We start from the raw sequence: 14,108 nt of genomic DNA on the forward strand, positions 1-14,108 counted from the left end.
CCTTAGTATTGATTGAGCGGCGGAAGCGGCGATTTAGCCTTGCGTAATTTACGCGCGTGCTTAACAGCCCGGCTAAGTGCTTTTGTTGATTCGCGCCAGTGGGTCCTGGCTTGAGGCTGACCGGAATAAAGTCCATGTACAGCGCTAACCAATTCCTTAAGCTGTGATTCGCCTTGTAAGTTCAATTCGTCTACTCGCGCTGGGTGCTTTACATCGGGGCTTCGATCCATCCATCGATAAAGCAAGGGAATCGTGGACGCCAAAGGTCCCTTGCGTGAGGCAAGACGCAAGGCGCGCCAAGCCCGCGCGTCACCGTTTGCATAGCGTTTTTGTGCATCACGCAGTGCCTGTATTAAACGCTTGAATTTAGCCGCAAGCCTTGGATACGCCCAGATCAAACCCAGCGCCAATAGCACAAGCGTAGCCGCCAAGACAGCTTGCCAACGATCGATGACAAGAATTCGATGCGCGCCGCCTTTAGATAATGCGTCGGCGGGGATGTCGAAAAGCGGCCGTTCCCTGGCGGCCGACGCCGAGAAAGTGACCGCCGGCAACACAATCGATTCCTTTTTTTGCGTCGCGGTATTCCACCATTCGATAGTTACCGGCGGCAGCTTGAATCTGCCGCTGTGATCGATGACATAGGTTACGGAATCTGTGCGCTCACCTGCGACCAGCCCTGCACGATCCTGAATAACGTTCTTGGTCGACGAAGGTCTTGCATATCGCTTGAGTCCTTCTACTTCGCTGAAATTGACCGGTGGGATCAGCATCGATTCGGTTCCGGCGGCGACTTGTGTAACGCTTCGAGTCACCGATCCGCCGGCCTTCAGATCATGCAACGACGGCGTGATGGTTTGCGTCGCGCTCAGGTTTTTCGTTGGGAAAAACACGCGCATGCCTTCGGCGCCTGCGGGGACCGACGCGACGAGCTTCAATGCAGGCGTCGTCAATATGGCGGGCCTAGTCACGCCACCGGGATGAACGGGTATCGAAAACGCGGGGATGCTGAGCACGCCGGCCGCCTGAGGCACGATCCGGTAAGCGCGGCTGACCCCGTACCAGGCGAGACCATCGATGGTCTCGTGAAGGTTCTCCGCTTGTTCATCGGGGAGAACGACGAACGCGCCCGGCACGTTGAAGACCGGCCAGTCGGGTGCCTCGGTAAAGAATGTCGTAGTCAGGCAATCGACAACCAGCTTGACCTCGGACCCCGCGACCACCGTCCCCGATGGTTCCAGATGGACGCGGACCTTGAGCTGAGGCGTATCTTGCGCGAAGGCCGATGCAGAAACCAGCAGCGTCATGACCAGGCTTATCCGCAAGATCCATTGCGAAATCATGGCGCGCTCGTTCGGGTGGCATCGGATTCCTGCTCGAATCTTCGATGCAAGAATGCCGCCGGCGATGTATTCAGGTTGCGCATCCAAACGTCCTCGGAGGGAACGGCGATGAGTGTGCTCTGCTCGACCTTGCCCTTCTTCTTTTCTATTTTTATATCGTCGGATTCTTCGTCCTCTTCGTCTTTCTGCGGGTCCTGTTTGGGCTTCTCCAAAAGCTTCTTCAACAAGTCACGATTGAACGCTGCTTGGCGCATGTCGGGTTTAAGCGTCAATGCTTTATCGAAGGCCTTGATTGCGGACGGATAGTCGTCCAGATGCGCGAGCGTATTGCCGATATAGAAATACGACTGCGCGGTTTTCAGTCTCGAAAAAGACTCGAGCGCACCGGTGTAGTCGCCCGCGAGATATGAAGAGCGTCCCTTCCACAACGGGTCATCGAAATGTTGCGCGGCCGCTTTAAAATCCGCGTGTTCAAAATACCAGCGGCCTTGCTGATCGTGCGTGGCGAACAAGTCCACCCAGTTCCACGATGCCGCTTGTGCATCGCGCGGCGTTGCGCTGAAAGCCAACGCGAGCAACACGACTGGCAGCCATTTGACCGTCCAGCCGCGGCGAAAACCCAAAGCCCCAAGCAGCAGTAATGGCAGCACGAGCCAATATCCCGACTCTTTCCAGCGCGGCGTGCGCTTCGATTCATCGACTTCGGCCAGCCACGTCTGCGCGCGACGTTCTACCCACGCGACATCATCGCCGTCGGCACGCACGCTTGCGAGTGGAATGCCGGCATCATGCGCCACTTTGCGGATGCCCTCGGCATCGAACGTGCCCATGATCGGAAGGCCGTCGGCACCCAGGGTAAGCGCGCCGTTCGGGCCGCGAATGGCACCGCCATCCTGCGTCCCGACCGCGAGCCACAGAAGCTGATGATGCGATTGTTTGGCCTTCGCGACAAACGCATCGGCGTGATCGGAATCGAAACCATCGCTGATAAAGACGATCGTTCCTGCCACCGGGTCCTTTGCCAAAAGCTGCTCAGCGATGTCGAGTCCCGCAGTAGCGTTCTTGCCATCGCGAGGCATGATGGCCGGCGTGAGCGCCGGCAAATACAACTCCAGCATGGCCGGGTCTTCGGTGGGCGGCATGACGAGATGCGCAGTCGATGCGAACACCACCAGTCCCGTACGTGCGCCTTTGCGCGCGCTCGCCAGGTCGAGCACTTTTTGCTTCGCGCGCTCAAGACGCGTCGGCGCAATATCGGTTGCGTCCATTGAATGTGCGAGTTCAAGCACGATTACCAACGGAGCCTTGTCCTGATTGAACGGCGGACGTTCTTGCTGCCACGTCGGACCGGCAACCGCTATAGCAGCCACGCCGATAAACATACCCAACGTATGAACCGGTTTGATCCTTCTATGCGTTGCGTCGCCAACAATCAGATGTTTAAGCAATAAAGGGGAAATGATGGCGCGCCAGCGCGCATGCACGCTGTTTCTCCGATGCCATGCGACCGGCAACAGCACGGCGGGAACAAGCAGCCATAACCAGTAAGGCCGCAAAAAATGAAATGCGGTGAGATCAATTTCCATGCGCCGCACCTTTGACTTGTTCTTGGCCCGGCGCACGAAGTACGGCAATCAGCAACGCCAGCGAGTGATACAGCGTGAGAATCAAAAGCCCGAGTGCAAGCGGTATCCAGAAGAAATCGCGCTGCGGCCGATACGTCTCGCGCGTCACTTTCTCGGGCGTCATCTTGTCGAGCGTGGTGTACACGTCCGCGAGTTCTTGCGGATTTCCCAGCGCGTGAAAAGACTCGCCTCCCGTGATGGTCGAGATCTGCTTCAACGCATCAAGATCGACTTTGTCTTCGCCCGTTGCGCTCGGGTCGCCAATGCCGATGGTATGAATGACCAGCTTGTGATTCTTCGCGATATCGGCCGCACGTTCGGGAGGGATGGCGCTGCTTGTATCGTTGCCATCGGTGAGCAGGATCAGCACTTTCTCCTGCGCCTGCGACTTGTCCATCAGCTTGACCGTCAGGCCGATGGCATCGCCTATCGCTGTGCGCGGACCCGCCATGCCGATCTGCATCTGGTCGAGCAGCAACAGCACGCTGTCGTGATCGAGCGTCAAAGGTGCTTGTGGATAAGCCGCCTCGCCGAACACCACCACGCCAATACGATCCCCCTTGCGCTTCGCCACGAAATCCTTCACGACGCCCTTGACCGCCGTCAGCCGGTCCATGCGTTCGCCCGTCGCCGGATCGATGAAATCGCGCGTGCTCATCGATTGGGACAGGTCGATTGCGAGCATCAGGTCCCGCGCGGGTTCGTCGTGGGTAACAGGCGGCTCTACGAATACAGGCTTCGCGGCTGCGGTGACGACGAGCGCCCAGAGCAGCGGCGTCATCAAACGCTGCAGGATGTTGCGTCGCAAACGCACGCCGCCGGGCGCGGGTTCCTCTCCCGCCGCCTGCGCCATCTCGTGAAAAAACGGCATGCGTATGGCCGATGTCGTCGTGCGCCACGCCGGCACGAACCACCATACGAGCAACGGCACGGGCAGCAACAAGAACATCCACGGGAAGTCAAATTTCCACATGATGGTGCTGGATCCAGTCGCGTGTGGCGCCGAGCAATGTGTCGACCTCGTTCTTTGGAAGTGCCGCAATGTGTTCGGCGGGCGCGTAACTGATCAGAGTCAGGAGTGCGCCGCTGCGTTCATCGAAGTGACCATTCGTGCGTTTGAGAAACGCGAGCCATTCGTCGCCGCTAAGTGCGGCGACGTGTTCTTTCGGATGTGCCGCAAGGGACGTCCGCTTGATGAGCGCAGGGATGGCGGCAAGGGCAATCGACCGTTGCGATGCGTCGTGCAAGGCCGTTTCAATTCGGCGAAGTTCCGCCAATGCAAGCTTTCGATAAAGCGCCCTCTTGTGACGGCGCCATCCCGCCCAAGCAGCCCAGAGCGCCGCCAATAGCAACGCCGCTGCGACCGCCAGCCAACCAACCGTTTGCGGCGACCACGAGACCGCTTCGGGCAGCGGCAATTCCTGCAATGCGGTGAGCGCGGACGGTGTATCGGCGGGACTTAGGGAAGCGTTTTTCGGGTCGCTCATAGGCCGCTCGCAAGTGCTGGCCGTACGCGTTCGCCGAACAGACGGCGCACCTGATCCACTGCGGGTTCATCCGTCGATAACGCCATTAGCGGCACCCCGCTCGACCGCAACAACGCGGCAACTTCGGCGGTGCGATCCGTGAACAACTCGGCAAGTGGCGCGCGTACTTTCTCCTGTTCGATACGCAATTCCACCTGCAGCCGCCCTTCACTGACAACCAGCGCGCGATGCTCCGGCATACGCTGCCAAAGCGGATCAAAGACCATTGCGGCGATGACATCGTTATGTCTGGAAAGCTGGCGCAAGAGCTTGCGCGTAGTTTCTGTTGCGCCCGCAAAATCACTCACGATGCAAATCAGATAATCGTGTCCCGTAAGTTGCAACACGCCTTGAAGTGCGGCATCGAGTTGATCGTAGTTAGTTCTCGCGGCGCTTTCGGCATGCAGCGCCTGATTCATCCGCGCGATGGCGCCGAATAAAACCTTGATGCGGCTGCGGCTGCGCAATGGACGGATGCGAACGACGTTGCTGTCATCGAAGATCACGCCGCCTACGCGATCGCCCGATTTAAATCCCATCCAAACGGCAAGCGCCGCGACCTCTGCGGCCACGACCGATTTGAACGCGCGGCTTGATCCAAAAAACATGCTCATGCGCTGATCGACCACAACCAGCAGCGGCCGGTCGCGCTCCTCGGTATAGGCGCGAATTTGCGGCTTGCCCAGACGCAACGACACCTTCCAGTCGATGTGACGAATATCGTCGCCGGGAAGATAAGCGCGGATCTCCTCGAAGTTCAAACCGCGTCCGCGCAAACGCGATGCATGGCTGCCCGACAAGATGCTCGATACCGGCGGGGGCGCGATGAAACTCAAGCCACGCGCATGGAACTCGAGCTTGGCGAGATGCGCCGCGTCCACATACACGCGGCCAATATCAGACCCTGATGGCACGACCATGATGGTCCTCCCGCGCCTTACGCCGGCACGGCAACTTTTTCGATTAGACGATCGATCACGCTGTCGGCGCTGATGTTGTCGGCGTTGGCATCGTAGGAAAGAATTAGCCTGTGGCGCAGCACGGGATGAATGACCGCGCGTACGTCGTCGGGCGTGACGTAAGTGCGATCTTCGAGCCACGCATGCACGCGGCTCGCACGATCAAGCCCGATCGCGCCGCGTGGACTTGCGCCGATCTCGATCCATTTGCCAAGATCGGAATCGAGTTCGCTTCCATGCCGCGTCGCGTTCACGAGCGAGACAATGTATTCATCGATAGCCGGTGCTACCGCGATTTGCCGAACGGCCCGGCGCACCTCGAAGATGACATCCTGCGCGAGCGTCTCGGTGACCTTGGGCGCGTCGTTGCTCTCGCGCCGAAGCATCCGCAACATCTCACGCTCGCTTTCCGGCGATGGATACGTGATCAGCACCTTGAAAAGGAACCGGTCCATCTGCGCTTCGGGCAGCGGATACGTCCCCTCCTGTTCGATCGGATTCTGCGTTGCCATGACGAGGAACAGGTCGGGCATTGCGTGCGTTTGTCCCGCGACCGATATCTGCCGCTCCTCCATTGCTTCGAGCAGCGCGGACTGGACCTTGGCGGGCGCGCGATTGATTTCATCGGCGAGAATCAGGTTGCCGAATATGGGGCCGGGCTGGAAGCGCAAGGTTCGTTCGGTGCCGGATTGCAGCAAGGTCTCCGCACCGGTGATGTCGGATGGCAACAAGTCGGGCGTGAACTGGATGCGGCTCATGCTCGCCGCGAGCCGCGTTGCAATTGCCTTGACCGTGCGGGTCTTCGCGAGACCGGGAAGGCTTTCGAGCAGGACATGACCATCGGCCAGGAGCGCGATCAAGACCTGACGGACCACCGCTTCCTGGCCGACTATCGCCTCGCAGACACTCGCTTCGAAGCGAAGGATCGTTTCACGCATGGCTCTGAATCCCCTGACCGTTTCAATCCCGGATACCGGGCCGAATACCGCTTGTCTTCACGGAAGTTAATGCACGCGGCCCGGTTCGTCAAAGATTCAGCGACCGCTAAAAAATCCGCTAAATGCCGCGGAAAAGTTGTTGCCTGCTTCTAGCAAATATGAGATTGGTGGCTACAGATGACGGTGACGTCAGTAGGTTAAAAATGGCATTGGCATCGCTTGGAGCGGCCCTTCAAGCGTGTGTGATGAAGCTCGCGCTCACCCTGGTCGTGCCGCTTTTATTTTTTGGAAGAAACCTGGCCGCGGGTAACTCCAGCCAAGAATCGTTTATGAATTTCGTCAATATAAATTCTGACGGTTAGAAATACTAATTTAATCAATCACGATGCGAAACAGATATTTCGTCTGTGCAAACCTTCGGAATTCTGCGGAAGTCGTGTGTCTGTCGGCTCGACACGTCGGAACTGCGTGAGAGAAAAAATCATGAGCGTACGCAAACCGGTATCGGCGAAATCAGGATCAGCGACTGCAAGCGGCGCCAAGGAATCGGCCCGCGTTGCAAAGTCGTACCGCAAGCTGGTGCTTTGGGGCCTCTTGCTTGTCCTGGCGCCGGCGGTCGTGGGCGCAGCCGTCAGTCTGGCCGTGAAGTCGCACGAGACACCCCATCCGCAAATCGTTTTCGGCGATGGATCGCGCGGGCCGCAAGAAATGGCGTGGGTTCCGGGCGGCCAGTTCGAGATGGGAAGCGACTCGAAGCAGGCACAGCCGAATGAACGGCCGGCGCACAAAGTACGCGTGCACGGCTTCTGGATGGATCGTCATCACGTGACCAATGCCCAGTTCGCGGCGTTCGTGAAAGCGACCGGTTACGTCACGACAGCAGAAAAAAAGCCCGACTGGGAATCGTTGAAAGTCCAGCTTCCGCCGGGTACACCGCGACCGCCCGACAGCGCGATGGTGGCAGGCGCAATGGTGTTTGTCGGCACGGGTCAGCCCGTCCCGCTGGAAGATTATTCGCGCTGGTGGCGCTATGTGCCCGGTGCGGACTGGCGTCATCCGACGGGACCGGACAGCAGCATCGCAGGGAAAGACGATCACCCGGTCGTGCAGGTCTCGTATGAAGACGCCCAGGCCTACGCAACGTGGGCCGGCAAACGGCTACCCACCGAAGCGGAATGGGAGTTCGCCGCGCGGGGCGGTCTCGAACAGGCCACCTACGCCTGGGGCAATCAGTTCGCGCCCAGCGGCAAGCAAATGGCCAACGTGTGGCAAGGGCAGCAGCCGCAGTCGTTCCCGGTCGTCAATCCCAAGGCCGGCGGCGCCGTGGGAACCAGTCCGGTAGGCACTTTCCCGGCCAACGGTTATGGCCTCTCCGACATGACCGGCAACGCCTGGCAATGGGTTGCCGATTGGTATCGGGCGGATCAGTTCAGGCGCGAGGCGACAACCGCGAGCGTTATCGAGAACCCCGTGGGTCCGTCGAATTCCTGGGATCCCGCCGATGCAGGCGTTCCCGTTGAAGCGCCCAAGCGCGTGACGCGCGGTGGATCGTTCCTCTGCAACGAAGACTATTGCCTGAGTTACCGGCCAAGCGCGCGGCGTGGCACCGACCCCTACAACAGCATGTCGCACCTCGGCTTCCGGCTGGTCATGGATGAGAGCACATGGGCCGATCTGCACAAGCGCCAACAGTTGGCGCGCGCGGACGTCCCGGTCAATTAATCGTGTTATTTCGGATGGACAACCTGATGCAGCTTCACACCCGACGCAAATGGCTGACCCGTTTATCGACAAGCGCCGGCGCAGTACTTGTCTCCCTTTGCTTTGCCGGCTGCGCGGGGCCGAGCGCATCGAGCACCGCCGCTGCGCCGGGCGCCGCAGCGGCTGCGAGTACGACCGACTCATTGCCTTCGTGGAGAGATGGCGCGGCCAAGCAGACCATCCGCAAGTTCGTAGCGGACGTCACGCAGGAGGGTTCGCCGAGTTTCGTTCCGCCTGACGAACGGATCGCTGTATTCGATAACGACGGCACCTTGTGGAGCGAGCAGCCGTTGTACTTCCAGTTCGTGTTCATGCTGGACCGCGTCAAGGCAGCGGCGCCGAGTCATCCCGAATGGAAGAACAATCCTGCGCTCAAGGCGCTGGTCGCGAAGGACTACGGTGCGCTCGCGAGTCAACAAAAAGAGCTGATGCAACTGATCGCGGTTGCGAACAGCGGCATGAGCGTGGATGACTACGACAAGACCATCCGAGACTGGCTCGCAACCGCGCAGCATCCGAAATTCAAGCGCCCCTATACGGAGCTCGTGTATCAGCCGCAACTGGAACTACTGGCTTACCTGCGCGCGAACGGATTCAAGACCTTCATTGTGTCGGGCGGGACGATCGAGTTCATGCGTCCCTGGGCCGAGAAGGTTTATGGCATTCCGCCGGAACAGGTGATTGGATCGAGTCAGGTCGTGAAGTACGAATTGCTCAACGGCAAGCCCACGCTCGTGCGCATGCCGAAGCTTGATTTTGTGGATGACGGTCCGGGCAAGCCGGTCGGGATTTATCGGAACATCGGGCGCAAGCCGATTCTCGCGTTCGGCAATTCGGACGGCGATCTTCAGATGCTGCAGTACACGGCGGCAGGCACCGGTCCGCATCTCGCGCTGCTGGTGCATCACGACGACGCCACACGCGAGTTCGCATACGACCGTCAATCGAAAATAGGCAAGCTCGATAAAGCCTGGGACGAAGCCGTCACCGACGGCTGGACGGTGGTGAGCATGAAAGACGACTGGCAGACGATTTATCCCGGCACCAAGCAATAGACATAGCAATAGCAATAATGACGTCATGGAGCAACACGATGAGACCGTTCTTTCGAAAAGGGCGCTATGCCTTGGGGGTGTCGTTTGTCGCCCTTGCTGCAATTGTCGCGCTGGTGGTACCGCCCACCAAACTCACCGCGCAGACGCAAGGGGCCGTCAAGCCCGCCGCGCCCGCTGCAACGAGCACAGCCAAACCGGCTAACCAGGGTTCATCGTCCAAACCAAATATTCTCGTGATCTTCGGCGACGACGTCGGCCAAACGAACATCAGCGCTTACTCGCATGGTGTGGTTGGATACAAGACGCCGAACATTGACCGGATTGCGGCCGAAGGCATGATGTTCACGGATTACTACGCCGAGAACAGTTGTACTGCCGGGCGTTCATCGTTCATTACCGGACAGAGTCCATTGCGCACGGGCTTATCGAAAGTCGGCGCACCGGGCGCGCCCGTCGGCCTGCAAAAAGGCGACATGACGATCGCGCAGGCGCTCAAGCCGCTGGGTTACGCGACAGGCCAGTTCGGCAAGAACCATCTTGGCGACAAGAACGAATACTTGCCGACCAACCACGGCTTCGACGAGTTCTACGGCAATCTTTATCACTTGAACGCCGAGGAAGAACCGGACCGCGACTACTGGCCAACGGACAAGAACGATCCCTACGTAAAAAACTTTTCTCCCCGTGGGGTGATTCACAGCACGGCTGACGGAAAGGTCGAAGATACCGGTCCGCTCAACGAAAAGCGGATGGAAACCATCGACGATGAAACCGGCCAGAAAGCTGCCGACTTCATCACGAAACAAGCCAAAGCCGGCACGCCGTTCTTCGTGTGGATGAACTTCACGCGCATGCACGTGTTCACCCATGTGCGCCCGGAATTCAAGGGCAAGAGCGGCATGCGCGGAAACGAGTACGCGGACGGCATGTGGGAGCATGATCAGGACGTCGGCAAACTGCTCAAGCTGCTGGACGATCTCAAGATCGCGAAGAACACCATCGTGATCTATACAACGGACAACGGGCCGAACCAGTTCTCCTGGCCGGACGCGGCGACCACGCCGTTCCGTAGCGAGAAAGATTCCAACTGGGAAGGTGCGTTCCGTGTTCCGGCAATGGTTCGATGGCCGGGCGTCATCAAGCCGGGAGAAGTGGCAAACGACATGTTCTCCGGGCTCGACTGGTTTCCGACCTTGCTCGCTGCAGCAGGCGACGGCGGTGTGAAGGACCGGCTCCTGAAGGGATGGTCTCCGAAGTCCGGCGGCGCCAGTTTCAAGAACCACCTCGATGGCTACAACCAGTTGCCCTATATCACTGGAAAGTCGCCTAAAGGCGCGCGCACCGAGTTCTATTACTTCGATGACGACGGGCAGCTTGTGGCAATGCGCTGGGACTCGGAGGGCATGGCGTGGAAGGCTGTGTTCTGCGAGCAGCGGGCGAAGGGCAATCTGAACATCTGGCAGGATCCACTCGTCTGCCTGCGTTTGCCGAAGATTTTCAACCTGCGAATGGACCCGTACGAGCGCGCGGATGTTACGTCGGATCAGTACAACGACTGGGTCGTGAAAAACGCCTATCTGACCGGCATTGCAACTTTGAAGGCGTCCACGTTCCTGCAGACGTTCGTGGCTTATCCGCCTAGCCAGCGGCCGGCAAGCTTCAGCGTCGACGGCGTTCGCAGACAGGTCGACAAGAAGATCGACGAGTCGTTCAAGAAGCGCGGCCTGGAATAAACCTTCAGGCAACGCGTTGAGCAACACAACCCGCCGCGTCCACCGGTTTTTTAAAACCGGTGGACGCGGCTCATTTGCTGAACACTCATGACACAGACGCTTGCCACGCGTGCCAAGGCGCAACATCGCGATAAACCCGAGCGTACGCCACGTCGTCAAAAAACCTCCGTTGAGGCGATCAGGCCAGCCGGCTCTACGCTGAATATCGCGTGGCCGGCGTTGTTGTTGTTTGCATCGGGCGCGGCGTCGCTGGTTTATCAGGTGCTATGGATCAAGCAGTTGACGCTCGTTGTCGGCGCCGAAGTGCAGGCGGTGACAACGGGCGTCAGTGCATTTTTCGCGGGTCTCGCGTTAGGCGGATGGATGTTCGGACGCCTCGCCGATCGTCTGGAAAAACCGTTGCGCCTGTACGCGTGGATCGAGTTATCGGCCATGGTTCTGGCTGTCGGCGCGACGTTCGCGCTGGCACATTCCGCGCGCCCGTTCGCCACGATGCAAGCTCACATCGGCGTGCTTGCGTGGGCGCTTCCGTTCGCGTTGGTCGGCGTTCCTGCGATCTTGATGGGCGGCACGCTGCCCGTACTGATGCGCGCCGTCGCGCCATTGGCCGATAACGTCGGACGTGCAGGCGGACGTTTGTATGCCGCAAACACTGCGGGCGCCATTGCAGGAACGCTTGCGGCGCCGTTCATCCTTATTCCGGCGCTTGGCGTGCAACGCAGCGCCATTGCTGCTGCTGTACTGAACGCCGTGGCATCGTTATTTTCGTTGGCGCTTAGCCGGCGCGTACCCGCTTCGACGCCTGCGAAAATAGCGGAAACCGGCGAAGATCGAAACCGCGCCCAGCTCGCGCTCGTCTTGTACGCCATCGCCGGCGGCATTGCGCTCGGCTACGAAGTGATCTGGTCGCAGGCCATCGTCCAGTTCATCAGCACCCGAAGCTTCGCGTTTTCCATCGTGCTCGCAACCTATCTTTGCGGACTTGTGGCCGGCAGCGCGATCGTGTCGCGTCATGCCGATCGGGCGCGCGATCCGTGGAGCGTGTTCGCGTTGTTGATCGTCGCGGCAGGCCTTGTCGCGATGCTCGAAATCGCGTTCCTCGGCGAATGGCTTTTGCAGGGCCAGGCGCGTGTATCGAGCATCGTATTTGGTGCGACCGGCAGCATGCTCGCGGCAATGTGTGCGCGCTTCGCGCTTGCGGGCTTTTGTATCGTGTTCGTCCCAACGTTGCTGCTCGGCGCCGCGTTTCCGTTCGCGTTGCGTCTTTCCGTCGATAGCCGCAAGGTCGGTCGCGGCGTCGGCATGATCATCGCGATGAACACGGCGGGTGGCATTGCAGGGACCTTGCTTGCGGGTTTCGTGCTCGTGCCTTTGGTCGGCCTGGTTCACGCGCTCGCCGCGCTCGCCATTGCCGCGAGCGTGGTCGGGGTGATCGCTGTGGCATGCGGATCGGGCGCGCGCTCGAAAATCCGCTGGGGCGTGCTCGCGCTCGCCGTCGCCGCGCTGGGCGCCGCGCTCTTCACGCCGTCCGACCGTCTCGCGTCCATGCTCGCCAAAGCGCGTGGCGGCGATCTCACGTTCTATGCAGAAAGCAAGGGCGGAACGGTTGCGGTCGTCACGCAGAAGTCCGCCGATAACCGCTTCAAACGCCTCTACATACAAGGTGTATCGAATTCCGGCGACGCCATGACGTCGCTGCGCTACATGCGCCTACAGGCGATGCTGCCGCTGCTCATTCATCGAGGCGAACCGCGTTCGGCGCTGGTGATCGGATTAGGTACGGGCATCACGGGCGGTGCATTGCTCCCCTACCCGAGACTCGAACAACGTGTCGTGGCCGAACTGTTGCCGGCGGTTGTGAAAGCCGCGCCGCAATTCAAGGGCAACTACGGCATGAGCACGGATCCGCGCATCGATATCCGTCTTCACGATGGCCGCCGCGAACTCCTGCGCAACACGCAGCGCTACGACGTAATTACGCTGGAACCGCCGCCGCCCTCCGCGGCCGGCGTGGTCAATTTGTACTCGTCCGATTTTTATAAGCTCGCGGCATCGCGTTTGCAGGATGGCGGTCTCGTTGCGCAATGGCTGCCGTTGCCGACGCAAAACGAAGAGGACACGCGCGCGCTGATCAAGAGCTTCGTGGATGTATTTCCGTACGCAACGCTTTGGACCACCGAGCTGCACGAGATGATGCTGATCGGTTCTATGCAACCTATCGAGCTCGATGTCCCGCGCATCACGTTACGCTTCGAGCAACCGACAGTTGCAGCCGCATTGCGTGAAGTCGGCATTGCTTCGCCGGCGGCATTGCTTGCCACATGGATCACGGATCGCGCGGGCCTCGAGTACTACGCCGCCGATGTCGCGCCCGTTACCGATGACCGTCCTGCCATCGAATATGCGGCGTGGGTGCGTTCGGCGGATTTTCCCAATACGCTGACGCACTTGCTCGCGCTGCGCGCCGACCCGCCGTTGAAGGGCGCGGATGATGCCATCGCGAATGAAGTGCAAGCGCAGTACCGCACGCTGCACACTTTCTACGATGCAGGGCTTGACGCGTATCGAGGGAATCGCGACGCCTGGCAAGCGAATATTCGCAGCGTCATGCACGACGATGCGGACAATCCGTATTATCGATGGTTCGTGGGAAGCGGTAGTTAAGGGGCGACCCACGCAGGCAGCCCCTCGAGGCAGCGCGTTCACGCGCACTGCTGCTCACGTTCACGTTCATGCTCACGCTCACGCGCCCGCAGCGCATGCTGATGCACGCGCTGCCGTTCTGCCGCCACCAGCTCGCGCTTGCCCTTGAGCGTTGCGCTCTTGAAGCGCGGGTCGCCCATGGTTGCAACATAGGTGTCCCATCTGTGCTTTTGGTATCGGCGGAAAAACTCCGGGCCCGGCAAGCCGTTATCGCACGCGAGCAGGACGCCATAGTCGACGTCCGGCGCGTCGTTGAGAGAACGCAAGGCGGCATCGAGTACTTCATAGCGACGCGTCAAGGGAACCGTGCGTGGAAACAGCACATGAAAGCGCTTGTACGGCAATACCGTACTTTGCAACGCGGCCCTTTCTAGAGCCCGGATGACAAGAGCCAGCGGATTCGAGTCCATACCCATCTCCGGTTGATCGATGTTCATCGTCACGCGTACATGACGCAGCGTGACG

The 14,108-nt window shown here is 59.7% G+C and carries 11 protein-coding genes; 4 read left to right on the plus strand and 7 right to left on the minus strand.

The annotated features are described in order from the left end of the window. Window positions 1-2: 2 nt before the first annotated feature. The 6 genes from HB633_RS26555 to HB633_RS26580 are packed head-to-tail and all read right to left on the minus strand — an operon-like array spanning window position 3 to window position 6,391. Window positions 3-1,343 carry a BatD family protein gene (locus HB633_RS26555; RefSeq protein WP_213781144.1) on the minus strand — a complete coding sequence of 447 codons (1,341 nt, stop codon included), beginning with the start codon at window positions 1,341-1,343 and terminating at the stop codon, window positions 3-5. Further along, a complete protein-coding gene (locus HB633_RS26560; protein WP_213781145.1) occupies window positions 1,340-2,929 on the minus strand; it encodes a VWA domain-containing protein in 1,590 nt (529 codons plus the stop codon). The genes HB633_RS26555 and HB633_RS26560 overlap by 4 nt, the downstream gene beginning before the upstream one ends. After that, window positions 2,919-3,941 (minus strand): VWA domain-containing protein, encoded by a 1,023-nt coding sequence (locus tag HB633_RS26565; RefSeq protein WP_255581175.1) that lies wholly within the window; start codon window positions 3,939-3,941, stop codon window positions 2,919-2,921. Before HB633_RS26565 ends, HB633_RS26560 begins: the two co-directional genes overlap by 11 nt. Further along, a complete protein-coding gene (locus HB633_RS26570; protein ID WP_213781146.1) occupies window positions 3,928-4,455 on the minus strand; it encodes a DUF4381 domain-containing protein in 528 nt (175 codons plus the stop codon). The genes HB633_RS26565 and HB633_RS26570 overlap by 14 nt, the downstream gene beginning before the upstream one ends. Continuing rightward, the gene (locus tag HB633_RS26575; RefSeq protein ID WP_213781147.1) at window positions 4,452-5,414 is read right to left on the minus strand and encodes a DUF58 domain-containing protein; all 963 of its coding nucleotides are present in this window, start codon (window positions 5,412-5,414) and stop codon (window positions 4,452-4,454) included. Before HB633_RS26575 ends, HB633_RS26570 begins: the two co-directional genes overlap by 4 nt. Before the next feature lie 17 nt (window positions 5,415-5,431). Continuing rightward, a complete protein-coding gene (locus HB633_RS26580) occupies window positions 5,432-6,391 on the minus strand; it encodes a MoxR family ATPase (RefSeq protein ID WP_213781148.1) in 960 nt (319 codons plus the stop codon). 483 nt (window positions 6,392-6,874) lie between these two features. Between HB633_RS26580 and HB633_RS26585 the strand changes: the two genes are divergently transcribed. From HB633_RS26585 to HB633_RS26600, 4 genes are all read left to right on the plus strand, one after another. Continuing rightward, entirely contained in the window at window positions 6,875-8,113 is a 1,239-nt protein-coding gene (locus HB633_RS26585) for a formylglycine-generating enzyme family protein (protein ID WP_213781149.1), read from the plus strand. A 26-nt stretch (window positions 8,114-8,139) separates the two neighbouring features. Beyond that, on the plus strand, window positions 8,140-9,207 hold the full coding sequence (locus HB633_RS26590; protein ID WP_213781150.1) for an HAD family hydrolase: 1,068 nt from the start codon (window positions 8,140-8,142) through the stop codon (window positions 9,205-9,207). A gap of 38 nt (window positions 9,208-9,245) precedes the next feature. Further along, window positions 9,246-10,940 carry an arylsulfatase gene (locus tag HB633_RS26595; protein ID WP_213781151.1) on the plus strand — a complete coding sequence of 565 codons (1,695 nt, stop codon included), beginning with the start codon at window positions 9,246-9,248 and terminating at the stop codon, window positions 10,938-10,940. Between the two features lie 87 nt (window positions 10,941-11,027). Further along, window positions 11,028-13,604 (plus strand): fused MFS/spermidine synthase, encoded by a 2,577-nt coding sequence (locus HB633_RS26600; protein ID WP_213781152.1) that lies wholly within the window; start codon window positions 11,028-11,030, stop codon window positions 13,602-13,604. Window positions 13,605-13,642: 38 nt separating this feature from the next. Here the strand turns inward: HB633_RS26600 and HB633_RS26605 are convergent, their stop codons facing one another. Further along, the gene (locus tag HB633_RS26605; RefSeq protein ID WP_255581176.1) at window positions 13,643-14,080 is read right to left on the minus strand and encodes a hypothetical protein; all 438 of its coding nucleotides are present in this window, start codon (window positions 14,078-14,080) and stop codon (window positions 13,643-13,645) included. Between the last annotated feature and the right edge of the window lie 28 nt (window positions 14,081-14,108).

The organism is Caballeronia sp. dw_276 (assembly GCF_018449635.1).
GTDB lineage: Bacteria > Pseudomonadota > Gammaproteobacteria > Burkholderiales > Burkholderiaceae > Caballeronia.

Coding starts and splice junctions, on each gene's coding strand:
- HB633_RS26570 (WP_213781146.1), bottom strand. CDS start 4,455: ATGAGCGACCCGAAAAACGCTTCCCTAAGTCCCGCCGATACACCGTCC.
- HB633_RS26605 (WP_255581176.1), bottom strand. CDS start 14,080: ATGAACATCGATCAACCGGAGATGGGTATGGACTCGAATCCGCTGGCT.
- HB633_RS26565 (WP_255581175.1), bottom strand. CDS start 3,941: ATGTGGAAATTTGACTTCCCGTGGATGTTCTTGTTGCTGCCCGTGCCG.
- HB633_RS26555 (WP_213781144.1), bottom strand. CDS start 1,343: ATGATTTCGCAATGGATCTTGCGGATAAGCCTGGTCATGACGCTGCTG.
- HB633_RS26575 (WP_213781147.1), bottom strand. CDS start 5,414: ATGGTCGTGCCATCAGGGTCTGATATTGGCCGCGTGTATGTGGACGCG.
- HB633_RS26600 (WP_213781152.1), top strand. CDS start 11,028: ATGACACAGACGCTTGCCACGCGTGCCAAGGCGCAACATCGCGATAAA.
- HB633_RS26585 (WP_213781149.1), top strand. CDS start 6,875: ATGAGCGTACGCAAACCGGTATCGGCGAAATCAGGATCAGCGACTGCA.
- HB633_RS26595 (WP_213781151.1), top strand. CDS start 9,246: ATGAGACCGTTCTTTCGAAAAGGGCGCTATGCCTTGGGGGTGTCGTTT.
- HB633_RS26580 (WP_213781148.1), bottom strand. CDS start 6,391: ATGCGTGAAACGATCCTTCGCTTCGAAGCGAGTGTCTGCGAGGCGATA.
- HB633_RS26590 (WP_213781150.1), top strand. CDS start 8,140: ATGCAGCTTCACACCCGACGCAAATGGCTGACCCGTTTATCGACAAGC.
- HB633_RS26560 (WP_213781145.1), bottom strand. CDS start 2,929: ATGGAAATTGATCTCACCGCATTTCATTTTTTGCGGCCTTACTGGTTA.